The organism is Terrisporobacter othiniensis, assembly GCF_000808015.1.
Lineage (GTDB): Bacteria > Bacillota > Clostridia > Peptostreptococcales > Peptostreptococcaceae > Terrisporobacter > Terrisporobacter muris.
In genome coordinates this window covers 23,871-48,596 of record NZ_JWHR01000151.1, presented here as the reverse complement: position 1 = coordinate 48,596, position 24,726 = coordinate 23,871, and the positions used below count along the sequence as shown (strand labels likewise).

At 27.6% G+C, this 24,726-nt stretch carries 24 protein-coding genes; 3 read left to right on the top strand and 21 right to left on the bottom strand.

Features of this window, described 5'->3' with window-relative positions; all coding sequences use genetic code 11:
- Positions 1-121 precede the first annotated feature (121 nt).
- The gene (locus QX51_RS17850; protein ID WP_039681257.1) at positions 122-496 is read right to left on the bottom strand and encodes a hypothetical protein; all 375 of its coding nucleotides are present in this window, start codon (positions 494-496) and stop codon (positions 122-124) included.
- 198 nt (positions 497-694) lie between these two features.
- Here QX51_RS17850 and QX51_RS17845 point away from each other — a divergent pair, with 198 nt between their 5' ends.
- Entirely contained in the window at positions 695-1,222 is a 528-nt protein-coding gene (locus QX51_RS17845; RefSeq protein ID WP_039681256.1) for a DUF2812 domain-containing protein, read from the top strand.
- Between the two features lie 7 nt (positions 1,223-1,229).
- On the opposite strand, the gene QX51_RS17840 is transcribed toward QX51_RS17845, so the two are convergent.
- The 9 genes from QX51_RS17840 to QX51_RS21320 all read right to left on the bottom strand — a co-directional run bounded on the left by QX51_RS17840 (position 1,230) and on the right by QX51_RS21320 (position 10,427).
- A complete protein-coding gene (locus tag QX51_RS17840) occupies positions 1,230-2,168 on the bottom strand; it encodes a sensor histidine kinase (protein ID WP_242842774.1) in 939 nt (312 codons plus the stop codon).
- A gap of 111 nt (positions 2,169-2,279) precedes the next feature.
- A complete protein-coding gene (locus QX51_RS17835; RefSeq protein ID WP_039681254.1) occupies positions 2,280-2,954 on the bottom strand; it encodes a response regulator transcription factor in 675 nt (224 codons plus the stop codon).
- A 92-nt stretch (positions 2,955-3,046) separates the two neighbouring features.
- On the bottom strand, positions 3,047-5,572 hold the full coding sequence (locus QX51_RS17830) for an ABC transporter permease (RefSeq protein ID WP_039681253.1): 2,526 nt from the start codon (positions 5,570-5,572) through the stop codon (positions 3,047-3,049).
- 13 nt (positions 5,573-5,585) lie between these two features.
- The gene (locus tag QX51_RS17825) at positions 5,586-6,254 is read right to left on the bottom strand and encodes an ABC transporter ATP-binding protein (RefSeq protein ID WP_039681252.1); all 669 of its coding nucleotides are present in this window, start codon (positions 6,252-6,254) and stop codon (positions 5,586-5,588) included.
- 84 nt (positions 6,255-6,338) lie between these two features.
- Positions 6,339-6,818 (bottom strand): hypothetical protein, encoded by a 480-nt coding sequence (locus QX51_RS17820; RefSeq protein ID WP_039681251.1) that lies wholly within the window; start codon positions 6,816-6,818, stop codon positions 6,339-6,341.
- Positions 6,819-6,989: 171 nt separating this feature from the next.
- Complete coding sequence (locus QX51_RS17815; protein WP_039681250.1) at positions 6,990-8,471, bottom strand: PH domain-containing protein; 1,482 nt, start codon at positions 8,469-8,471, stop codon at positions 6,990-6,992.
- A gap of 12 nt (positions 8,472-8,483) precedes the next feature.
- Positions 8,484-8,975, bottom strand: a complete 492-nt coding sequence (locus QX51_RS17810) for a PH domain-containing protein (RefSeq protein ID WP_039681249.1) — start codon at positions 8,973-8,975, stop codon at positions 8,484-8,486.
- Positions 8,976-9,092: 117 nt separating this feature from the next.
- On the bottom strand, positions 9,093-9,725 hold the full coding sequence (locus QX51_RS21325) for an MATE family efflux transporter (RefSeq protein ID WP_242842773.1): 633 nt from the start codon (positions 9,723-9,725) through the stop codon (positions 9,093-9,095).
- A 21-nt stretch (positions 9,726-9,746) separates the two neighbouring features.
- Complete coding sequence (locus QX51_RS21320) at positions 9,747-10,427, bottom strand: MATE family efflux transporter (RefSeq protein WP_242842772.1); 681 nt, start codon at positions 10,425-10,427, stop codon at positions 9,747-9,749.
- A gap of 105 nt (positions 10,428-10,532) precedes the next feature.
- On the opposite strand from QX51_RS21320, the gene QX51_RS17800 reads away from it, so the two are divergent.
- Positions 10,533-11,351: a MerR family transcriptional regulator gene (locus tag QX51_RS17800; RefSeq protein WP_039681248.1), complete on the top strand. Its 819-nt coding sequence runs from the start codon at positions 10,533-10,535 to the stop codon at positions 11,349-11,351.
- Between the two features lie 29 nt (positions 11,352-11,380).
- Here the strand turns inward: QX51_RS17800 and udk are convergent, their stop codons facing one another.
- The 3 genes from udk to QX51_RS17785 all read right to left on the bottom strand — a co-directional run bounded on the left by udk (position 11,381) and on the right by QX51_RS17785 (position 13,577).
- The gene (gene udk / locus QX51_RS17795; protein WP_039681247.1) at positions 11,381-11,995 is read right to left on the bottom strand and encodes a uridine kinase; all 615 of its coding nucleotides are present in this window, start codon (positions 11,993-11,995) and stop codon (positions 11,381-11,383) included.
- A gap of 369 nt (positions 11,996-12,364) precedes the next feature.
- On the bottom strand, positions 12,365-12,562 hold the full coding sequence (locus QX51_RS17790) for a hypothetical protein (protein ID WP_039681246.1): 198 nt from the start codon (positions 12,560-12,562) through the stop codon (positions 12,365-12,367).
- A 415-nt stretch (positions 12,563-12,977) separates the two neighbouring features.
- Entirely contained in the window at positions 12,978-13,577 is a 600-nt protein-coding gene (locus QX51_RS17785; RefSeq protein WP_039681245.1) for a GNAT family N-acetyltransferase, read from the bottom strand.
- Positions 13,578-13,797: 220 nt separating this feature from the next.
- On the opposite strand from QX51_RS17785, the gene QX51_RS17780 reads away from it, so the two are divergent.
- The gene (locus QX51_RS17780; protein ID WP_039681244.1) at positions 13,798-14,640 is read left to right on the top strand and encodes a CvfB family protein; all 843 of its coding nucleotides are present in this window, start codon (positions 13,798-13,800) and stop codon (positions 14,638-14,640) included.
- Positions 14,641-14,724: 84 nt separating this feature from the next.
- On the opposite strand, the gene QX51_RS17775 is transcribed toward QX51_RS17780, so the two are convergent.
- The 8 genes from QX51_RS17775 to QX51_RS17740 all read right to left on the bottom strand — a co-directional run bounded on the left by QX51_RS17775 (position 14,725) and on the right by QX51_RS17740 (position 24,689).
- Positions 14,725-15,822, bottom strand: coding sequence for an NAD/NADP-dependent octopine/nopaline dehydrogenase family protein (locus QX51_RS17775; protein ID WP_039681243.1), 1,098 nt, complete (start codon positions 15,820-15,822; stop codon positions 14,725-14,727).
- Positions 15,823-16,047: 225 nt separating this feature from the next.
- Entirely contained in the window at positions 16,048-17,148 is a 1,101-nt protein-coding gene (locus QX51_RS17770; protein WP_039681242.1) for an NAD/NADP octopine/nopaline dehydrogenase family protein, read from the bottom strand.
- Between the two features lie 309 nt (positions 17,149-17,457).
- Positions 17,458-17,979 (bottom strand): hypothetical protein, encoded by a 522-nt coding sequence (locus tag QX51_RS17765; protein WP_039681241.1) that lies wholly within the window; start codon positions 17,977-17,979, stop codon positions 17,458-17,460.
- A 128-nt stretch (positions 17,980-18,107) separates the two neighbouring features.
- Positions 18,108-19,334, bottom strand: a complete 1,227-nt coding sequence (locus QX51_RS17760) for a cation:proton antiporter (protein WP_052233153.1) — start codon at positions 19,332-19,334, stop codon at positions 18,108-18,110.
- Positions 19,335-19,511: 177 nt separating this feature from the next.
- Entirely contained in the window at positions 19,512-20,423 is a 912-nt protein-coding gene (locus QX51_RS17755; RefSeq protein WP_039681240.1) for an NAD(P)-dependent oxidoreductase, read from the bottom strand.
- 30 nt (positions 20,424-20,453) lie between these two features.
- Entirely contained in the window at positions 20,454-21,650 is a 1,197-nt protein-coding gene (locus tag QX51_RS17750) for an aminotransferase-like domain-containing protein (RefSeq protein WP_039681239.1), read from the bottom strand.
- Positions 21,651-21,679: 29 nt separating this feature from the next.
- Positions 21,680-23,116 carry a Na+/H+ antiporter NhaC gene (gene nhaC, locus QX51_RS17745; RefSeq protein WP_074429689.1) on the bottom strand — a complete coding sequence of 479 codons (1,437 nt, stop codon included), beginning with the start codon at positions 23,114-23,116 and terminating at the stop codon, positions 21,680-21,682.
- 118 nt (positions 23,117-23,234) lie between these two features.
- Positions 23,235-24,689: a Na+/H+ antiporter NhaC family protein gene (locus QX51_RS17740; protein ID WP_039681238.1), complete on the bottom strand. Its 1,455-nt coding sequence runs from the start codon at positions 24,687-24,689 to the stop codon at positions 23,235-23,237.
- Positions 24,690-24,726: the final 37 nt, after the last annotated feature.

The window sequence follows — 24,726 nt, the reverse complement described above, 5'->3', positions numbered from 1 at the left end:
TTTTTATTCATAAAAAAACTATTGATTATCTTATCAATACTTTTAGTTTATTATTCTCTATTTTTATAAATTAAATCATTTTCAGATCATTATTTATGACGAAAATACTTAAATATTTATACTATAATTTAAAAAGATTTTTTATAATATCACCTATATCATCTGAAAAATCCTTATCAAGGTTAATATTTTTTCCTTTTATACTATTATTCTCAGACAATGTATTTTTCACCACTTTATTATATTTATTCACTAAACTTCCTAAATTATTTATATCTAAATTGTGTTTGTTAGCTTCTTCTACTTTATGAGCTTTTGCCTCTTTATTACTAATTCTATTTATAAATGCTTCCCATTTTCCCTTCGCGTTATTTTCAACACATAGATTTTTTAAATTCTTATTTTCAACTTGTTTAAAATTAATTACTAATGCACCACATTTCCTACAGTACTCTTCATTATGTTTAATTACAGCTCCACATTTTCTACAAATCATAACTATCCTCCCTGTTTGTTTATAAACGCTACCTCCTGAAACTATATTATAATTTTAAATCATTGCACAATAAATGTCTTTATTTTAATTTAGAAATTAAATTATTTCTACTTAACATATGCTAAATATGGTTTTATACTTATTATATAAAATGAGTAAAAGTTATATAATATATTAAATTGTAATTGGAGGATTATTATGATCATCTATAAATTCTTTGCCCTTGGCGAGTATGAGAAAGAAGAAGAATGGATAAACAACATGTGCTCAAATGGTTATGCTTTAAAAAATTTTAAATTTTGCAGATATAATTTTGAAAAATGTATTCCCAATGAATATTATTATTTTCTTGAATTGATTGAAAATCTTCCCTCTTCTCCCAATCAGGAGGACTTTCTTAATTATTTAGAAGATGAGTGGAATGTTGAATATGTCTGTCACTACAGAAATTGGGTTTTTTTTAGAAGAAAAAGAATGCTTGGTAAATTTAGTTTATTTTCTAATGTTCAATTTAAAATTTATTATTTTAGGAAGATATTAATTTTCAGATTTTTAGTAGTTATAGCATTAATTTCTTTTGGAATATTAAATATTTTGTTTTCTCCTAAAGAGTCCACAGATGCAACTTTCGCCCTATTATTAATTCTAATAGCAATAATAGTTATAGCTGTTAATATACCTACTTTTATGAAATATAACAAATTAAAAAAATCAGATAAATCCTAAGATTATCTTAGTTTTTATCTGATTTTCCTATTATATAATCATTTGGTAAAAATACAGAAAAAGTACTCCCTTCTTCCGTAGATAATACTTTTATGTATCCATTTTCTTTCTTAATAATTTCTCTACTTAAATAAAGGCCTATACCTATACCTTCCTCCTCTGATACGTTTTTACCTCTATAAAATCTAGAAAATATTTTAGGTATCTCTTCTTCTGATATCCCTCTTCCTTCATCTTTAATATCTATCTTTGTGAAAATTTCATATTTCTCAATAACAATATTTATAACAGTATTTGAAGGCGAATACTTTATGGCATTTTCTATTATGTTAAAAATAGCTTCACAAGTCCATTTTTTATCGTGATATATATTAACTTTATCTTTTTCTTCAAAGTTAATATGAATATTTTTCAGCCCAGCTTTTTTATGAAGTTGAGAAATAGCTAAAATAACTGTATCATTCAAATCGCTAAGCTTAGGTTTAATACTAATCACTGAACTTTCTAATCTAGACATTTTTATCATGCTTTCCACCAAAAAACAAAGCTTATCTAATGATAAAAGTATAATTTTATTAAATTCTTCTTGCTCTTCTTTTGTTAAATTTTCATCTTGTAAAAATTCACTATACATTTTCATATTTGCTAGAGGAGTTTTTAATTGATGAGCGATATCAGAAATCAATGTTTTTATCTCATTTTTATCTTTTTCAATTCGCTTATTTTGTGACTGTAATACTTTTGTTAGTTTTATAGTTTGGTGTTGTAGTTTTGAAAACATCGAATCATCTATCATTGTAAAAACTTCTTTTTCTCTTAAATCACTTATGGTAGATATCATGTCTGATAGTTTCTCAAGTATTTCAATCATATAATTTTCAAAAATTTTGTCATAAATAAAAAATCCTATTATAACAATTAAGGAAAATCCTATTGTTATATACATTATTAGGCTATCCTCAGTATTTAAATATATTAATATATTAAAAAATAAACACAATACAATTAGTAAAATCTTAAAAAGTTTACTTTTTTTTTCAAAATCATTATTCATTTTCTACTCTCCTAAAATATATCCAATACCAAATATAGTAATTATATACTCTGGATTTTTTGAATCATCTTCAATTTTTTTACGCAGTCTTCTTATATTAACAGACAAAGTATTTTCATCCACATAATTCCCATTATTGTCCCACAACTTATCTAATATTATTTCTTTTGTCATTGCTCTTCCCTTATTTTTACTTAGTAGCTCTAAAAGCTTATACTCCGTTACAGTTAGATATATTTCTTTATCTTTTTTATAAACTTTCCTACTATCAAAATCTATTTTCAAATCTTTATATTTAAAAATATTTTTAGTTTCTCCACCCTTTCTTTTTAAAATCGCATTTATTTTCAGTTTTAAAATATCTATGGAAAATGGTTTCGATATATAATCATCGCATCCACTCTCAAATCCTTTTATCATATCTTCTTCTGTATCATTTGCTGTTAAGAACACTACAGGAAAATCCATTTTATCACTTATTTCTTCACAAAAATCTAAACCACATCCATCAGGTAGATTTACATCTAAAAGCAATAAGTCTATTTTATTTTGCAAAATAGCAACTTTTCCTTCTTCCTTTGTGTATGCACTAATCACGTTGTAGCCTTCTTTATTTAGAAAAAAACTGACTCCCTTATTTAAAATCTTATCATCTTCCACTATTAAAATATTTTTCATTATACTCCCTCCTACCCATGTCTTATTTTTCTAATGTTATCTTTAATTATATCAATAGTAGTAGATTATTCAAACCTACCACTACACTTTAACTACTTTTCAATTTCTCTAAGTCTTTCTGTTACAGTTTTTTTACTACTATATTTGTAAGCCATAACCGGTGTAATTAAACAAACAGTAAATATTAAAGTTATTAATGATATAAGTTCCATGCCTGGGAACACAAACTCTGCATAATCTGCTATATTTTTAGTCAACTGAGCTATAAGGTAAACCATCCCCATGCCTAAAGTACATGTTAGTAGGGTAGTAATGCTTGCATAATATGCTCCTTCTATGGTTAACATATTTTTAATTTGTTTCTTTGTCATTCCTATGCTTTCCATTATGGCTAATTCTTGTAATCTTACATTAACATTTGTAACCATAACATTTATAAAGTTTAGCAGTCCTATAAATATTAGTATTATGGATATTCCTCCACCTACAACATTCATCATCACGGAACTTTTATTGAAACTTTCTATCTTGTCTGTTTTTGATTCTAATACTAAACGACTTTCACTTGCTATTGTTTTTAATTTACTTTTTACCTTGCTATCATATTTATCATCCACATCAATGTATATTTTATCAACATTTAAATTCTTGTCTAATTTATTAAGAGCAGAAGAAGATACATATATTGTAGGAACTCCAAGTACATTTGATCCATTAAAACTTAATATTCCACTTTCATCATTGAAAAACATTCTAGTATTAAAACTCATCGTTTTATTCTTATCTGCATTCTTTAAAGTTATTTTTTTACCTGAAAAATCTAATTCCTTCCCTTTAGAGTAATAAAAACTTTCTATTAATGCTAATTTCCCATTTTTAAATGCTTCAAGATCTATCTTCTCTTCATTCTCTTCATTAAATCTCTCTATGGTTTTATCTTCTACTCCTACCACCCATGGCGAGAATTCACTTGGATTCTTCTTCACCTTATCTAAATAAGTTTGAAGTGCTGATTCATCTTCTCCATGTCTTTCATATGCTGCTTTTAATAATGGTTTTATTATTTTTTCATTCATATCCATTTGTAACATGGAAGCCTTTAAAGTTTCTACAGAGTTAATTCCTTCTATTTTTTCAATTTCATTTATTACTTTATTATCAATACCACTATTATCATCATAATAAGCCTGCAGTTCAAAATCATTATTTAAATATCTATTTGCATAATTTTCTACGCTTACACTATTTATAAATGTATTAACTCCTAAAAATGCCATAATTCCCATAAATAATGATAAGAACACTAATATAGCACGTTTTTTATCTCTAAAAACATTGTACCAAGCCATTTTGTAAAGTTTTCCACCCTTAGTAGAATTTCTATTTTTCTTTTCTTTTTTTGTTTTTTGTCCACTATATTTCATAGCTTCTATAGGAGATATACTACTTGCTATTTTAGATGGTTTTTTGCAACTTATAAGCACTGTGAATAGTGAAAATAATATTGATAGTATAAATACTATTGGCTCAAAATATATTTTATTTTCCATCATTTTTTCATAATAAGTACCACTAGCCATACCTTCTAAAGCAAGAGGTACTATTAAGTAAGATACTATTACTGCTAATATGATTCCTATCGGTATACCTATAATAGATAATTTCAGTCCTTCTGACTTAACTATCTTTTTAATCTGCTTTGGTGAAGTTCCTATGGTTTTTAATAGTCCATAAAATTGAATATTTTTAGTTACTGCAATATATAAAATATTATAAATAATTAAATATCCACTTATCACAATAAAAGCACCTATAATACTACCTATCATCACAGCTGCAACTTTTATACTATTTGAGTCTTCTTCTGCATCGTAATTATATTCAAATTTTTGATTTTCATTTAAAGATACTTTTGATTTAAGAAGATTTGGTGCTTCAGCTTTTTTGTTGTTTTGTAAAGTTATTAAAAGTTGTCCATTTTTCTCCAAAGATAAATTCTTGTTATATACAAATTTTTCAGATACAAACATATATCCACTATCTTTTATATAATCATAAGAAGTGAAGTAACCACTTAAAATAAATTCTTTTTCAACAGTTTTTCCATTCATATCATAAGATATTTTTATTTTATCTCCTATTTTAGAATTTTCTTTATTTAAAAATTCCAAAGCTAACTTTGATAACATAATTTCATTTTCTTTTGTAGGATAATTTCCTTTTATACCACTTATACATGGAGTTAATTGATTTTCCCAGTTTTCTTTATCCAAATATTTTATAAATATATTGGTTTTATTGTTATCCAAAGATTCTTTAGATACGTTACCTACATTAATTTCTTGACCTATGTTTTTAGATATATCCAAGTTTTCTATTTCTTTAATTTGTTTATCTGTAGGATTAGCAAGAAAAGTTGTAGCTGTTGTTCCTTGATCCCTTAAATTCATTATCTGATAATTTTTTGCATAACTTATAGCTAAAGTAAATATGGCAGAAATCATAAATGTTGTTAAGACTATGGCAATAACTGCAAATATATTTCTAATTTTATTTGCTTTTAAAGACCTTTTTGTAATTTTCTTTATTATATCTTTATTATTATTTTCAAATTTCATCCTTATACCCCCGTTACTTACTTACAACTTTACCGTCTTCTATTCTTATAACTCTGTCAGCAAGCTGTGCTATTTCTTCATTGTGCGTTATCATAACCATAGTTTGGTTAAATTTTTGTGAAGTCATTTTCAGTAACCCTATAACATCCATGCTCGTTTTGCTATCAAGATTTCCTGTAGGCTCATCTGCTAAAATTATGGCTGGCTTTGTTGCTAAAGCCCTAGCTATTGCCACACGTTGTTGTTGTCCTCCTGATAAATTATTTGGCATATTTGTAAGTTTTGAACCAAGCCCTAAAATGTTTATTATTGAATCCACATATTCTGTATCAACCTTCACACCATCTAATTCTATGGGAAGAACTATATTTTCATATACATTTAAAATTGGTACTAAATTATAATTTTGAAAAATGAAACCTATATTTCTTCTTCTAAAAATTGTTATTTCCTCATCACTCATATTGCTTAATTTTTTATCATTTATAATTACTTCTCCATCAGTTAATCTATCTAAACCACCTAACATATTTAATAATGTAGACTTTCCACTTCCAGAGGTACCTACTATAGCAACGAACTCGCCCTCATTTATTTCAATATTAACATTATCTAAAGCTTTTACTGTATTTGATTCTTGACCATACATCTTTACTAAATTTATTCCTCTTAATATACTCATATAATTCACCTCTATATTTGTTTTTATTTTCAATTTATATATTAATAAACACTTATTACAATCTTGTGACATAAATAAAAATATTTAATTTATTGGTATATCTACAATTGATTTATAGATACTTATAGATTCATCTAATGTTTTTGCTGGAGCTGAAATCATATAATTACCTTTATAAATACAGATTTCTTTTAAATCTTTGGTTAAAGTAATCTCATAGTCAGATACTAATTCATCTTTCTCCTCTGTCAATATACCTTGCATAATTCCATCTTTCATTACACTAGAAGCAGATATATAGTATTTTTTACTACCAATACTTACAGATCCTTTTAACTCCTTACTAAATTGAAAATACCTATATACAAAGTGTGTATCAGACAAAGCACCTTCAATTTTTATATCTGTATTTTCTATGATTCTATCATCTTCAACCACAATAGTGTTTTTAAAGTCTTTATTAATCTTTATTACTTCTTTATGGTAGTTAAGATATAAGTTAAAACAAAGGAAAATCGATATTAATATTAATATCACCACAATAGTTTTGTTTTTTATTTTCATAACTATTTACCTCCATATCAATTTTATAATTATATAATATCTATCTCTTCTGGCAATCTTGTGACAGAATAAAAAAAGAGTTATTACACAAAACTTGTGTTATAACTCCATCTTAGATTGCTTATTTAGCTTTGATTTCATAATATTTTATAAGTATCTCTATACAATATACTATAATATTTTTTCTTTTAATTTTTCAAATAAATTACCATTATAATATCCTAAAGTTCTTGCATCCTCCCCAAAACTTGCTAAAATATGAAGTTCGCCACTACATAAACCAAGCTTGCTACTAATAGGCGTTTCTCTTACATTAATATACTGTACTTTTTCATATTTAATAATACTAATTTTCTTTGCAAAAATCCCCCAGGATACAGCCATATTTTCATCTCCCATATAAACTCCGCGAGTTATATATGACAAATAAGTAAATAAAACAAGAATTAAAAATATAAATAAATCTACAAGCAGATATATTATCCATGGTACTGTTGTATTAATCATATAAATAGCAAATAAAATTAAACTGCATATACTCATACCTATTATAATATTAGCGATTTTTATTATATGATGATTTTTAGATTCTCTTTCTAATTTAAAATCCCCCTCCAAATTTAATTCTGGGAGTAATATTTTCATATTTTTTATAAAATCTTCTTTATCACTAGACAACAAAATTTGTGATCCTTCAGTATCATTATCTCCCACACCAATAGTTACTATATCGCTTTGATATCTTTTAAATATTCTAGATATGGCAGATTGTTTAATATTTAAAGCATTTATTCTATCTATTGGAACAGTAAATTTTTTAAGTCTAAATAAACCATAACTTATATATAGTTTATCTTTTTCACGTTTAATTGAAAATTTATAGTATTTAAATAAATCTCCAAGGAAAAATTTTAGTATAGAAATACATGAAGTAATTGCTATTAACCCTACTGCAACAAAACCGTCTGAGCCGTCTGCCCGTATGGAGATAAACACCACAAAACATATCATAGCTAAATTAAATATAAATCCAAATATTGATAAATTATAAAAGCAATGTTTTAGCACATCATTTACAGAATAAACTATATCATATTCTATATTTTCATCCTCTAAATAACTCTCATTTCCTATTTCACTACCATACATATTATTTTCATCATCTTGGATATTCTTTAATTTTTCACTATTCATAAGAGATATAACTTTATTCTTAAAATCATAAGCATTTTTCTTAGAAAGTATAATTTCTATATCTGTGGAGTTTGCTGTAGACAAGCTGTCTGTATCAATCTTTATTTTATATGTACCTATTATTCTTTCAAAAATATTTTGCTCTAAATTTACATTGGATATATTCTTTATTCCAAAAGTGTTTACTTTAGAGTTAATTGTATTTCTTTGAATAACTATTGTATTTTCTTCTATGGTTATAAAAGTTTTAGCCCAAACTATAATATTGTAAATCAAAATAAGAGTTAATACTGCAAAAACACCACCTGCAATTAATAAGTTCTCACTACTAAACCCTTCTTTTACTATTTCTTTCACATCATCTAAACTTGTTATAAAGATAAAAAACAATGCTGTAATAACTCCGCATGTCTTTTCCACAATAATACTTGGATGACATCTAAATTTTTCTTCATTCATAAATGTCACCTCTTATAATAAATTTTCTTGCTTTTCTAATCTTGACTTAATTGCTATCTCATTAATCTTTTTCTTAAGAGCATCTGCAATAAACTCTGACTTTTCATCTTCTAAAAATCTAATTGTTACATCTCCACCAGCTGTAGTAACAATTACTTTTGCCAAGTTAAACATTCTGTCTATAGGACCTTTTTCTATGGCTATTTTGTGCAACCTTTCAATAGGAACTATACTTCTTTCTATAAATATAAACCCTTCTCTCACATCTATAGAATCTTCTGTGATGGAATATCTATACCTTTCATACCTAACCTTTGGTGATACTATTAAATATAAAAAATCTAGGATTACTAGTCCTATCATAATATTTATAACTATTTGTGGTAAATATTCCCCAAATATAAACCAAATCACAAATAAAATACTTGTACTTATTAAAAATTGCACTAAGGTAGCTACAAACATACAGCTTGTAGCTTTTTTACTTAACTTTTCATATTTCATTAAATTTCCCCTTTCAAAATAAATTACTTATCTAATTAACAACTTATTTTTTATTATATTATAAAAAACAGCTGATTCCCATAAAATTATAGTCATCAGATGTTAATATTTAGTTAATTATGAATTTATATCTAAAGTCCTTCTTCTTATAAATAGATTCTCATACATATATTCTTTTCTATATTTATATATAAAAGCAATAGAAACTAACAATGTGATAACCTCCACGAAAGGAATTACAAGCCATACTCCATTTACTCCCATAAATTTAGGTAAAATCATTATCCCCAGTGCAAAGAATACGAAAGTTCTAAGTAAAGAAAGCAATGCCGAAACTTTTCCATTAGAAAATGCTGTAAACATGCCTGATGAAAATATATTTATTCCTCCAACTAAAAAACTAGTTGAAAACAACATTAATCCATTACGAGTTATACTAAATAATTCTGTTCCTCTATCTGAAAATAAAGATATTAAAACATCTGCCATAGCTCTACACATTATAAAAGTACTCACTCCAAATACGCTTATTATTAAAATACTGTATTTTATTAACTTTTCAAGTTGTTCTTCATTCTCACTTCCATAATTATAACTTATTCTTGGTTGTACGCCTGAAGTAAATCCTATATATGCTGCATTTAATAACATTTGTAAATATAAAGTAATTGTTATTGCTGCCACACCATCTTCACCTAAGTACTTAATCATTACTATATTAAAAATAAAAGTAGTAATAGCTGATGCCAATTGTGTGACCATCTCTGAAGATCAACTATCTTTTATCACTTTAAAGTTGAATTTCGGTTTTACAAAGTGAAGTGCATGCTTCTTATTCATAAAATATATTATTCCAACAAAAGATGGAACTATATATCCTATACAAGTAGCAAGGGCTGCAACCTTCACCCCCAAATTAAGCTCTACTATAAATACATAATCTAGTACTATATTTATAAGTCCACCAACTATACCACTAATTAATCCTAAGTTTGGTACACCTGCTGTAACAAGAAAATAATCAAAATATAATTTTAGTACTACAAATGGTGTAAAAATAACCATATAAAATAAGTATTCTTTGCAATTATCATACAATGCCTCTGTAGAACCTAAAACATAAATAATTTCTTTCATAAAAGCAATACTTATAACTGCAATAATACATCCTACAACTAAAGCACTTATTGTAATAAGAGTAAAATCTTCTTTTTCCTCTTTATTTTTTCCTTCTCCCATTTTTTTTGCAACAATGGCGCTACATCCTATTACAAACATAATTCCAACACCTAAAATAAGACTTATTACAGGGAAAACTATATTTGTAGCAGATAATGCATTAGACCAGATAAACTTAGAAATAAACATCCCATCTATAATTGTATAACATGAGAAAAGTACCATCATAACAATCGTAGGAAGTATATATTCAACTAATGATGTTAGTGTCATTTTTTTATAATGAATTTTCCATAATACCCTCCTTGAAATTCATATCGATGTAATATATAATAAACTATCCCGCAACAGGATAGTAAATAAGGAGGATTGTAGTAATTGAACGAGAATAATACAAAATATTTTTCCACTGGTGAGTTTGCAAAATTATGCAAGGTACATAAGAAGACCCTTTTTTATTATGATGAAATAGGACTTTTTAAACCTGAAAAGGTTCTTGAAAATGGGTATAGATATTATTCAACTTATCAGTTAGAGGTTTTTAATGTAATTTATACTTTGAAAGATTTAGGAATGCCACTGAAGGAAATAAAAGAATTTATGGATAAAAGAACTCCCCAAAATGTGGTTGAACTTTTTACTTATGAAACTAATGAAATTGAAAAAGAAATAAATAGACTGAAAAGAAAACAAGAAATAATCTTCAATAAGATAAAGGTTATAAATAAAGCAAAAAATATTACAGATAAAATTTTTATAGAAAAACAAGATGAAGATTATATTATTCTTACTTCTCCCATAGATAAAAGTAAATACCCTTACGATACAGATACCTATATGAGTCACTTGGACTATTGTTATAGTAATGATTTGTATATAGGGTATCCCGTAGGTTCTATAAAAACCATAGAAGACTTAAAAAGTGAAAATCCTTATGATTATAGTTATTACTATACAAAGGTAAATAAAAATTCAGTTGATGAAAACGTGATTATAAAGCCAGAAGGTACTTATGTAGTTGGATACTTAAAAGGTTATTATGAAAACACACCTACTATTTACAATAAAATTTTAAAGTATATTAATGAAAACAATTTAACTATTATTGGATATGCTTATGAAGATGTTTTACTTGATGAAGTAACCGTAAAAAATATTAATGAATATGTAATAAAAGTTTCTATACAGGTAATGTAAAAAAGATGAGCCTAAAACTCATCTTTTTATTATCTTAATATTAATTTTAAATGTTCTTGTAGGATATGTATACCTGTAGTATTTTCTCCACCTCTTGGTATTATTATATCCGCATGCTTTTTAGAAGGTTCCACAAATTGCTCATGCATTGGTTTTACAGTGTTAACATATTGTGATAATACTGACTCAACACTTCTACCTCTTTCTTTTGTGTCTCTTAAAATACGACGCATTAAACGCTCATCTGCATCTGTATCAACAAATACTTTTATATCCATCAGATCTCTAAGTTCAGGATCTTCAAATATTAGTATTCCTTCTACTATTATAACTTTTTTAGGGTGAGCAAGTACTGTTTCTTTAGCTCTAGTATGTTTAGTGTAATCATAAACAGGAACTTCCACTTCATTTCCTGCCTTTAATTTTTTTATATCTTCTATCATTCTTTTTGTTTCAAAAGATGATGGATGATCATAGTTTAAATTTTTTCTTTCTTCAAGAGTTTTGTCGTCGTTAGCTTTGTAGTAGCTATCATGACATATTAACTCTATATCATCCTTAAAAAACTCTTTTATATAACTTACTATAGTTGATTTTCCTGATGCAGTTCCTCCTGCTATACCAACAACACTCACTTGTTTCATATTATCTTCCACCTACTCATATATTTTTACACTTACTTTTACCCAAATGTAAAAGTCCGTTAATTATCTATATCTGCAATATTTTATCACATTTTTATATAGAATTAACATGGGAAAAATAACCATATATTTTTAATTATACAAATAATTTCATTCCACTTATGTTATGTATCTTATAAATTTTTATTAAAATTCTTTTAACATAATTAATTTTATTTGTATTATAAATAGTTACCATTTCAACTTATTATAACATAAGAGATTAATATTTTACCATTTTTTTACTTAGGACTAATTATTATTAATATTTTAAAATAATCAATTTTTAAGACAAAAAACTACTGGATTAATTTCCAGTAGTTTTTTATATTAAAATTGATCATTACTATAATGAACATCTTCATAGGAAGGTAATTTTAAATTCCCTTCTTTTTTTATTTTCTTGCTTACTTTTTCATTTTCATCTTCTATTAAATCAGTTAAATCTTCAAAAGTTCTTGCATGGTTAACAAAGTCAGTTATATTACTTTCATGGAGTTCTTTTTTACTTTGATTTACTTTTCGCATTTTTACCTCCTTTTTGAATCTACAATAATCATAGATTTATTATAGATTTCCACATAAAGATCTTTTTATTACTAATAAAAACAAGAAGTCATTTCCAAAGCTTAAAGTTTTTTAACTTTTATGGTGTTTTTTTGAATATAATTTATGTTTATCATTGAAGGATTTTTTATAAATATAATAGAAATTATACTTATATCACAATAAGAATCGCAGCTCCCCCAAATAGCTGTGATAATACAATACATCTTTTTAAATTTCCCTAAAAATAGTTTATTTTAAAATGGTTAAACTTAGCCATTTTAACAACTCTTTTATATACGAAAAAAAGCTACCTCCATGCAATGATTATTGTATCATTCATCAAGATAGCTTTTTTTTTATATATTCTTCCATAAACCGATTGGTGTCCATATTATTACCCTTTTATTATATCCTTGTTTTTATTAAATATATTATTTACCAGTTCTTTATCTAAATCCCATATTGATACAGGATCTTTTATATCATCTTTAAATTCCTGTAATGCTTTATTCATCCAAATTACATCTATCCATTTATTATGTTTATACACAGAATTTTGGAAAATACTCATAACTTTAAATCCATACTTCTCGTGGAATCTCATACTTTTTTCATTTATGGATAATATGCATGCATACACATTGTAATAACCTTGCAGTTTTAATAATTCCAATAAACATTCATATAGTGCAGATGCTAATCTTCTCCCATGATATTTCCCATCAGTATATACAGAAACTTCTGAATTCCATTTATATCCCTCTCTTTTAAATGGTTTTCCTGCATATGCATATGCTGCAACTACACCATCTATTTCACATACTAACCATGGAAATTCTTTAGTTATTAAATTAAATCTTTCATTTAGCTCTTCCATAGTTGGTACTCTATGCTCCGAGTTTACAACAATATCTTCTTGTTCAACATAAGGTCTATATATTTCTTGTATTCTCGCTAAATCTTCTACTGTTGCTAGGCGTATCTTCTTGCTCACTCTTTTCCTCCTTATTATTATTGTTGTTGGCATAGTAAAATAAGTCCACAAGTAATTTTATAATATAATTAAAGTATAATGCAATATTTATTTTATTTTTTTTGTATGATAAAATAATTTTTTTAAATTATAATAAGTTTTGAGTATAATTAAGGCTAAATATGTTATTATATTTAATTATGATACATATTTATTATAAATATAGTAAGGAGATGAAAATTTGATAAAATTAGGACAATATAATAAGCTTAAAGTTAAAAGAAAAGCTGAATTTGGATATTTTTTAGATGCAGAAACTGGACGTACTAGCGATGATGTGCTTCTTCACAATAGACTACTTAATAAAAACAAAATTGAAGTTGGCGATGAGGTAGAAGTATTTATATACAAAGACTCTGAAGGAAGACTTGCTGCTACTATGGAATATCCAAAAGCTGCTGTAGGAGATATTGCTTATTTAAAAGTAGTAGCCCACACAAAAATAGGAAGTTTCGTTGACATAGGACTTCCAAAAGATATCTTAGTACCTTTCAAAGCACAAAAATATGAAATGACTAAAGGAAATAGATATTTATTCTATATATATGAGGATAAAACTGGTAGGCTTGCTGCTACTACAGATATATTCCCATACTTATCTGTTGAGCATTCATATAAAGTTGGTGACAGCGTTAATGGTATAGTTTATGGATTCCAAACTAATAATTCTGCAACTATATGTGTAGATAATAAATTCGACGGTGTTATCCTAAAAAATGAATATTTCACTGAATTAAATATAGGAGACAAGTTAGAAAATCTTAAAGTTATAAAAATTTATGAAGACGGTAGACTTGGACTTACTCCTAGAGGTGAAAGAAAAGTTGAGCTAGATGTATTAGAAGTTGCTATCATGAACTATATGGAAGGAAACGATGGATACATGAGATTTAACGATAAATCTGCTCCAGAAGAGATAGCTACTGTATTTAACTCAAGTAAGAAAAACTTCAAAAGGGCTTTAGGCGTTCTTATGAAAAAAGGATTAATCGTACAAAAAGAAGATGGAACTTATCTTAGTTAAATAAAAATAAGTAAGGAGTAATAGTTATTCTATTACTCCTCTTTTAATTACTCATGTTAACATCCCTTTTATTTAATTGATTTATTATATATTAGATAATATATCCCCTTTATTTTTCAAATGTCCAAGACCTATACTCTCTAAAGTTAATCCTTCTTTATAAAAATCTCTTCCTATTAAAGTTCCACCAAGAATTATTATAGAGTCAATATTAGGAGTAGGCACTTTTAAAATCCTCCCTAAATCAGACCAAAGTACAAGACCTGTAGATATATCTTCTACTATATATCTTCCTTCCACACTTGCTGGTCCTTTTATATATTGAAAAACTGGGCTAGTGTTAAAAAGTTCATGTAAAGGTTTGTCTTCATCTGCAAAATATCCTCTATTTATACGAGCTTGTTTAGTATCTTCCAGTTGAATATCCAAAGCTTTTGCCACAGCTTCTCTTTCATTTTCTACTGCTTTTACTATATTTACTGTATGCTCTGTTATCCCTTCTTTATATAACCAAAAATCACCTTTAGTATAGTCTATTCTTCCTGCATTTAATAAAGTTGGACCTGGATGAACTAGTGGATTTGGATTTTCTAAGTTTACCACAATTACATTATCTGCTTTTACAAAACAGTCATAAATTTGCACACAAGCATTAAACACTTCATCTGTATGACATGAAGGATAAGCTGCTAGATATACTTTTCCTGCTTTCAATGAAATTTCTACTCTCGCCTCATTTACATAAGCTCTTGTGGCATAAGTCAATGAATTAGTCTCTCCAATTTTAAAATCTTTTTCTATTCCCATTTCTTTTGCTTTTTTTACAAATCTAACAGAAGCCATAGCTGGAGCAGAATTTATTAAAATTATTTGATCTTCTTTAACTACTGGCGCAAGTATTTCTGCAAAATACTCAATTCCCATTCCGGGTACCGTTATCATAACAATTTGACAATCTTTTATTGCATCTTCTATATTGTTTGTTATTAAGTTTATTTTTTCAACTGATTTGCTACCCTTATATTCCATAGCTATTTGGTTGCTCTTTTTAATAAATTGCAAGTCTTTGCAAAATCTTTGCGACTCAAACATATTTACTAAAAATCCTTTTTGTGTTAAATCAGCAGCTGCAGTAATTCCACCATTTCCGCCACCTAGTATTGCTATTTTTTCAACTTTCATATAATATATTCCCCCTTATGATTTTTGATAATTTAAAATATATAAAAATTAATTTTGTGAATTTTGCATAATTATTATAAATTTATTCATAATACATAGTAATTCTACATAAAATTAAATAAGTCTTTTGCCATGCATTATACTTGTTGCTTTATTCTTTTTTAAAAAAGAAGTGCTATTAATATCTTATTATTTTAGCACTTCTTTTGTTTATGTTATCTTTATCTAAACAGCATCAATTAAATCCTGTTTAGAATTTGCATTAAATATTCCTAACTTTTCAACTGTTAATCCTTCTTTGTAAAAATCTCTATTTAGTAAGGTTCCTCCAAGTACTATGATTGCATCTATGTTTGGAGTTGGTACTTTAAGTATCTTACCAAGGCTTGACCAAAGAACAAGACCTGTTGATATATCTTCTGTTATATATCTGTTAGTAACACTTGTAGGCCCTTTTATAGCACAAAATACTTCACTTGTATTAAATAACTCTTGTAAAGATTTATTTTTATCATCTTCTAAATATCCTCTATTAATACGAGACTCCCTCGCACCTTCTACTTCAAACCCTAGAGCTCTTCCTAAGGCTTTTCTTTCACTCTCTACAGCTTTCAATACATTTATAGTATGTTCTGTAATTCCTTCTCTATATAGCCAAAACTCACCATTAGAGTAATCTATTCTTCCTGCGTTAAGTAAAGCTGGCCCTGGATGAACTTCTGGATTACCATTTTCTAAGTTAACATGCCAAATGTTATCTGCTGGCACAAAACAATCATAAATTTGTGATAAAGATTCAATTATTTCCTCTGTATCACATGCTGGATATGCTCCTAGAAATAATTTTTTTACACTTAGTGACATTTCTACTCTAGCCTCATCGGCAAAAGCTCTACATCCATAAGTTAAGGAATTTGATTCACAAATTTTAAACTTCTTATCTATGCCCATTTCTTTAGCTTTATTTATAAACCTTATGCATCCCATAGCTGCTGCACTATTTATGTATATAATTTGCTTTTCATCAACTACCGGAGCGAGTATTTCTGCAAAATATTCTATAGCCATTCCAGGTATAGCTAGCATTATTATTTGTGCTCCCAATATAGCTTCTTTTATGTCATCAGTTACTAAATGAACTTTCTCAACACTTTCTTCTTCCAATGTTTGAAGTATAATTTCTCCTTTTTTCTTTATAACATCTAAGTTCTTACAGAATTTATCTGATTGAAACATACTCACTTCAAATCCTTTGTTTGAAAGATCCGCAGCAGCAGTAATACCACCATTACCGCCACCTAATATGGCCACTTTTTTAACTTTCATCATAATACCTCCTAATTCATGTTACTACTTTAGTTTACCCAATTTGCTAAAAGGCTACTGTTGCCAGCTTTATAAAATTTTATAAAGTTTTTTCTTCAATCAAGACACTGCTTTGACGAAACATTTTTCATCACATCAGACAACTTGTTAACTTTATATAAATTGGTTGTTATTATGAACTATCTACAAATTAAATAATTTATAATCACCGTATTTAAAAAATAACCTATTAAATTAATTTAATAGGTTATTTTGCATAATATTCTATATAATAACTCATTTTGAAAAAAATTTCAATAATGTCAATTGTTAATATTTTTTGAACCACTTTGTCATATCCTCCATAGTTTTAATATCAATGGAGTTATCCACAATAAAGAATATACTACTAGTATTATTTCCTACAAAATCTATATAGTAGCTATCTACCTTGATATTATTCAAATAAAAAGTACATGATTGATAGCGAGAACCATTGGAATAAACGTTGCCATTACCATATGGAGATATGAATATCTTTTCCACTGAAAGTATATCTTCCAAATAGTAGTTGTCCAAAAAATAGCCTGATTCACCCTGATTATTATCTAAAGAATAATCCTGAACAGAATGCTGAATAAAATAAATCTTGCTCCCTTTATTTTCTATGGGCATATTTGCGAAATAAAGTAATCCATCCTTAGTCTTTCCACAATACCAATCATCTGGAACCTTAGCCACTCCTATGTTTGGTATCTCCACTTCTTTATATCCATCATATCTATAATGTTCATTCACAAAAAATAAAAATGCTATAGATATTAATATCATAAAAATGCCGCTCTTTTTCATTTACTTCGCTCCTTTATTTATAATACTAAGTATATTTATACAAATAATATAAATATCCTTTTAAATTATCATAAATTTTATGCCAATTTTATTCCCCCCTACGTTTTAACTAGTACCTATATTTATTTTTAATTTTTATATGCAACTTTATCTTGTGAATAAAATTTACTTTCCTCTGCTTCTTTAAACGATACTTTTAATAAAATAGGCGATATAACTGTAGTGGCTATAATGACAATCAAAATAGCTATAAATAAATTTCCTGCTATTAAGCCTAGGTCCACGCCCTTGTTTGCAATAATAAGAGCTACTTCTCCTCTACACACCATACCTATACCTATTTGTGCAGATTGCTTATTCGAGTAGTTAAATATTTTAGCCCCTACTCCTGCACCTATTATTTTAGTTGCTATGGCTACAATGGATAATATAATTGAAAATACAATAATACTCATATTGATTGCAGGAATTACTAATTTTATACCTATACTAGCAAAAAATACGGGTGATAAAAATGCATATGAAACAACATCTAATTTTTCTGCAATAAACTGTTTTTTATCTAATGAAGATAAAATCACTCCCGAAACAAAAGCGCCTGTAATATAAGCCACGCCAAAAACTTTTTCAGTTATGTATGACATTAATAAACAAAATACCAATGATCCTATAGTATATCGTCTTTTATTATCCTCATTTTTACCAAACCAAAATTTAAATGATTTATGACATAGAATACCTATCATAAAAATGAAAACAAAATATCCCAATATCTTTACAACTACAATTCCCACATTGACATTATTATCTGTAAAACTGGTTATTGCAGTTAAAGCAAGAATACCTAGAATATCATCAATTATAGCTGCAGCTAGTATCGTATTTCCTACATCAGAACTTAATTTACCTATTTCTTTAAGTGTCTCTACAGTAATGCTTACTGATGTAGCTGTCAAAATCACTCCAACAAAAACCTTTTGTAAAAAAGCTATTTCACCTTCATACATAGAAAATACGCCTATTTTATAAAAGGTACTCGTCACTATATATCCTCCTATAAGAGGTATAATAACCCCAAGTAGTGCAATCCAAAATGAAGCTTTACCTGCTTTTTTAAGTTTATTCAAATCATTTTCTAATCCTGCATAAAACATCAATAAAATTACACCTATATCAGCTAATTGAGAAATAAATTCTGTCTCTTGAACTAAATTTAAAATACAAGGTCCAATTATTATTCCTGCTATTAATGCTCCTAATACCTGAGGCATTTTAATTTTCTTCGTAGCTATTCCTAAAAATTTCGTACTAAATAAAATCAATGCTATATCTAAAATAAATTTATACGAATCCACCTCTCTCATCCCTTCTTTTCAGATTAGTTTCCTAAAATTTAATTGAATATTTTCTGTTATAAAAAAATCATTACTATATTAATATAGTAATGATTTTTTTATATTTTTGCTCATAAATGGGTATTTGCATGTTCTAGTTAAATTAATATTGTCTTTTATTTAAAAATATAAATATTTTTAAACCTCAACGCTATTTTTACTTAAAAATTTTTCTATATTTTCTATTATTTTTTCTGCAAATCTAAACTTTTCTTGATGCGAACCTCCTGATGCTTTATGCGAACATATTACATTGTCAAGTTTAATAAGTTTTCCATTTTCATCTCCTAAGGCCATATCTGAATCACATATATAATAATTTGATTTGTCACTTAACCATTTTTCTAAGGCATCAATATCATAAGTAGGACTTATTGATGTATTAATTAATATTTTTCCACTACCCATTATTTTAAATTCTTCTTCAAAAAGTACCTTAGTATTTCTATTTAAACAAGTTATAATTACATCTGAGTCTTTTAAAACATGGTATAATGAACGTAATTCAAAACCATCATTTTTACAAAATTCTTTTTCAACTCTATCATAGTAAGAGATATTTGCTCCAAAATAATTAAGAGCTTTAGCTGCATTATAACCCGTATTCCCCATACCAATTACACCTATATTTAATCCATCTAATTCATATGGTTCTTCTCTCCACTGATGACTTCCAAATCCATGTATTAATCTAATAAGTCCTCCCACTATAAACTCAATCACTCCGTTGTCACCATAATGACTTATTCCTAATACTTCTATCCCCATTTTCTTTGCTGTTATTATATCCACATTTGCACTTTCAGCAGAGTATAATGTACAACACATACCTATGTATTTTAGATTAGTACAAGCTTTTATAACAGCTCCACCAATAGAACCCCTGTATGAAACAAGAACAGCTTCTGCATCTCCTATACGCTGAATTTTTTCTTCATCAGTTTCTGCTAATGTATCAAAGAATATTACTTCCTTAGCAAGATTATTAAGTTTATTTTTGCTTTCTTCTACTATTTCCATTGGATCTATAACTATTATTTTATTAAACATATTCTCCTCCTAATTTTTAACTAGATCAATTTATACTGTTTCATTTACAAGTAGTTCATTTAATACTGCTCCTAAACGTTTTACACCTTCAACAATTTTATCCTCTGGCATATTGGAAAAATTCATTCTAAATGTATTATCATGTCCTCCTCTTGGGAAGAATGGATTTCCTACTATAAACGCTACTTTCTTTTCTAATGCCTTTTCACTTACTTCTTCAGCATTTATATGTTCTGGTAATTCAACCCATATAAACAATCCACCCTTCGGATAAGTGTATTTTACTTCTTTAGGAAATACTTCTTTCATTGTACCTAGCATCAAGTCTCTTCTTCTTCTATAAACTTCTATAATTTTATTTATGTGTTCCTCTATATCGTAGTTATCCAAAAACTTGGATAATTCCATCTGTGATATAGTACTTGATTGCAAGTCTGCTCCTTGTTTGCATAAATTGAATTGATGAATTATTTCCTTTCCAGATGCAGCCCAACCAATTCTTAATCCAGGAGAAAATATTTTTGAGAAAGTACCTAAGAATATAACTCTATCTTCTGTATCAAAATGTTTTATGGCCGGTAGCATTTCCCCTTCAAATATAAGTTCTCCATATGGATTATCTTCTACTATTACTACATTATATTTATTAGCTAATTCTACTAATTGCTTTCTTCTCTCTAGAGACCATGTCTTTCCTGATGGGTTTTGAAAATCTGGAATAACGTAAATTAGCTTTACATTATCATTATTTTTTAATGCATATTCTAGATCTTCCATTACCATTCCATCATCATCTGTTTTTATATCTATATAATCAGGTTCATAAGCATTAAAAGCATTTATAGCTCCTAAATAACTTGGACTCTCGCATATAATAATATCACCAGGATTTATAAATATCTTAGCTGAGAAATCTAATCCTTGTTGAGATCCACTAGTAATTAAAATATTAGAAGGATCTATTTCTACACTTGATTTTTTCATTCTTTCAGCTATCTGTTTTCTTAATGGCTCATATCCTTCTGCTGGTCCATATTGCAATGCATTTGCCCCATTTTCTTCTAAAACTAATTTAGACATTTGTTTAAATTCTTCAACTGGGAATAATTCTGGTGCAGGTAATCCTCCTGCAAATGATATAACCTCTGGATTTCTAGTTATTTTTAACATTGCCCTTGCTGCTGATCCCTTAACATGTGACATACGGTTAGCATAATTAAAACTCATATTTACTCCTCCTAATTAAAATATAATTATTAACAATTACTATGTTCTTCTTTTATTTTTAATTTAAATAGCTTTTCACCTCTAAATAATGGTGTAAACACACCTAACTTAGTCAGCACTATACTAATTACTAAGTTTAACCAACAAAATATGGTGAAAGGAACAAACTGCATATTAGTTAAATTAAATAACTGAGTATAATATATATAACTTGAATGCCACGGTATTAAAGGTGTAGTGATTGTTGTTGACTCTTCTATTGAACGAGATAAAATACTTCTATCTATATTTCTCTCATCATAATTATTTTTGAATATTTTACCAACTAAAATTGCTGATACATATAATGATGATAATGTTATTACTGTAATACTTCCACATATTAAGGTAAGTACTACTAAACCTTCATCAGTTTTTACTACTTTCTTTAATCTTTCGATTATGGGATTTAATATTTTTAAATCATTTAAAATACCACCAATACCCAATGCAAATATAATTATGCATACAGTAGGAAACATTGAAACTAGTCCACCATTAGTAAGCATTCCATCAACTATCTCTATTCCTGTTGATGATATGTTACCTTTATACATAACTTGTAAAACATCAATTATCTTATTCCCCTGTACAACAACAGCTGCTATAGCACCCAGTATTCCAGATATTAGTAATGACAATATTGCTGGTGTCTTTTTAATACTCATTATAAATATAGAAATAGGAAGTAATAATAATAATGGACTAAATTTAAACTGTGAATATAATACATCTTTTATTTCAATAGTCGCTTGAGGATCAAAATTGCTTCCTCCAAAATATTTTCCTATAAAAAAGTATGCTATTAAGCAAATTAAAAACGTGGGTGTTGTAGTATACATCATTGATTTAATATGTCTATAAATATCAACTTCTGCTATGCTAGATGCTACTATGGTAGTATCTGATAGTGGTGAAATTTTATCACCTACTGTTGCTCCTGATATTACTGCACCAACTATTACATATGTTGGTACGCCAAGGCTTTCTCCTATACTTACAAATGCAATACCAATCGTTCCACATGTTCCCCATGAACTACCAGTGCAAATAGACATTATGGCACAAAGTATAAAAGTTATAGGTAATAATATATCTGGATTTAGAGTATCTAGTCCATAGTATATTATCATGGGTACTATACCACTTTTTATCCACGTAGCAATAATTACTCCTACTAATAAAAGTATTATTATTGCGTTGTTAACACTCTTAACACCATTTATCATTGCTGCTTCAATATCTTTATAAGGTACTTTATTTAACAATGATATTACGAAAAGAAATATTAAAATTATAAGCAATAATACTGATGTTGGTACTGAAAATGAAATTCCTAAAGTTAAAATCATCGATATGATTAATAATATAAATAAAGAAAATTTAAACGAAAATTTGTATCTCTTGTCCATGCTCTTATTATCCATCCCCCAGCTTCACCTCAATTTAAGTAAAAGTAATGGAAATCTTTAATTGTCATTCCCTGCAGATTTATACAAGCCTACAGGGAATAATCTATATAAAGGGTAGAATTTGGGCCTATTTTCATATTGAAACTGGTTCTGCAATTTTATCATCTTTAAGCTTAATTATACCTATTCCTAAATAGCCAAATATAATATTAACTATTATTGGAACATACACCAAAGTTAAATATGGTATCCATTGTATAGCTTCTATACCCACTATACTTTGAGCATACATTGTTACTGCACACCAAGGGAATAAAAGTACCCCATTAGTACAAGAAAACTGAAATGCTGTTACCATATTTCTACGACTTATTCCTGCTTTTTCATATACACTAGTAAACATTCTAGATCCTAACATTCCAGGTGCCATTACACTACCTGTAGCTGCACATAGAAATAATGATGAAATAGTATTTACTGCAATTGCATTTCCTGGTCTTTTTACATCCTTTAAGAAAGTCTCTGATATAACTTGAGCCGCACCTATTGTTGATAAAGTTCCTACATAAGCCATCATCAATGGAATTGATATTAAGAAATCTGCCATAGACATCATCCCACCTCTAGTAATAAGGTTTTGGAACTCTGGCATTAACTCAGTTCCTTCTGCTAAATTAAGCATTTCTGGATTAAATCCACCATAAGCTACTGAAAATGCATCATTTATAGAAAAACCTTGATATAACATTCCTACTAACAATGCAGCTATACCTGATACAAATAAAGTTGGTATAACATCACATTTTTTTATTACCATAAAGAATAATATTATTACAGGTAATAAAACTATAATTGATGATTTATAACTTATAAAAACTGTATCTACTAATAATTTTATTTGATTTACAGACTCTGGAGTTGCAGCTGAATCTAATCTTAAACCTACTATAAAGAAAAATACTAGTGATACTATAACTCCTATAGCTTCTGCTGGTAAACAAAGCATAACTGTTGATTGAGTAGTGTTACCTGTTATACTTGAATTCCAGTTAACCATATCCGATACTACTGATGTTATTTGTCCTAAGAAAGATCCACATATAACTGCAGCTGCAGCTATTCCAGGAGATACACCTTGTATTGTTGCAACGCCAAGCATTATAACTCCTATAGTACCCATAGTTGCACTAGAAGTTCCTATTATAGCAGCTATTATTGCACAGAATAAGAAGGATAAAACTAATACATACTTTACACTTATTAAATTAGCAAGCCATCCTATCATACAAGGAACTGTGCCTGAATAAATCCAACTTCCTATTAAGAAACCTATACCTAACATTATTACAAGTATTTCCGCATTATCGGCTACAGAGTCCAACATACCTTTTTTAATTTCTTTATATGTAAACCCGCATCTCTTACCTATGAATCCAACAAATAAAGTACCTAAAACAAACATTAGCTCTACAGACAATTTCATAATAACACTGCCTACAACTATTATTACTAATAAGAATAATACTCCTATAATCGATTCAGCAGGCGTTGGTTTACGCTTAACAATGTTTTTTTCTTTTTTATCCATAACATCCCTCCATGTTATTCACTAACCCAAAATTTTA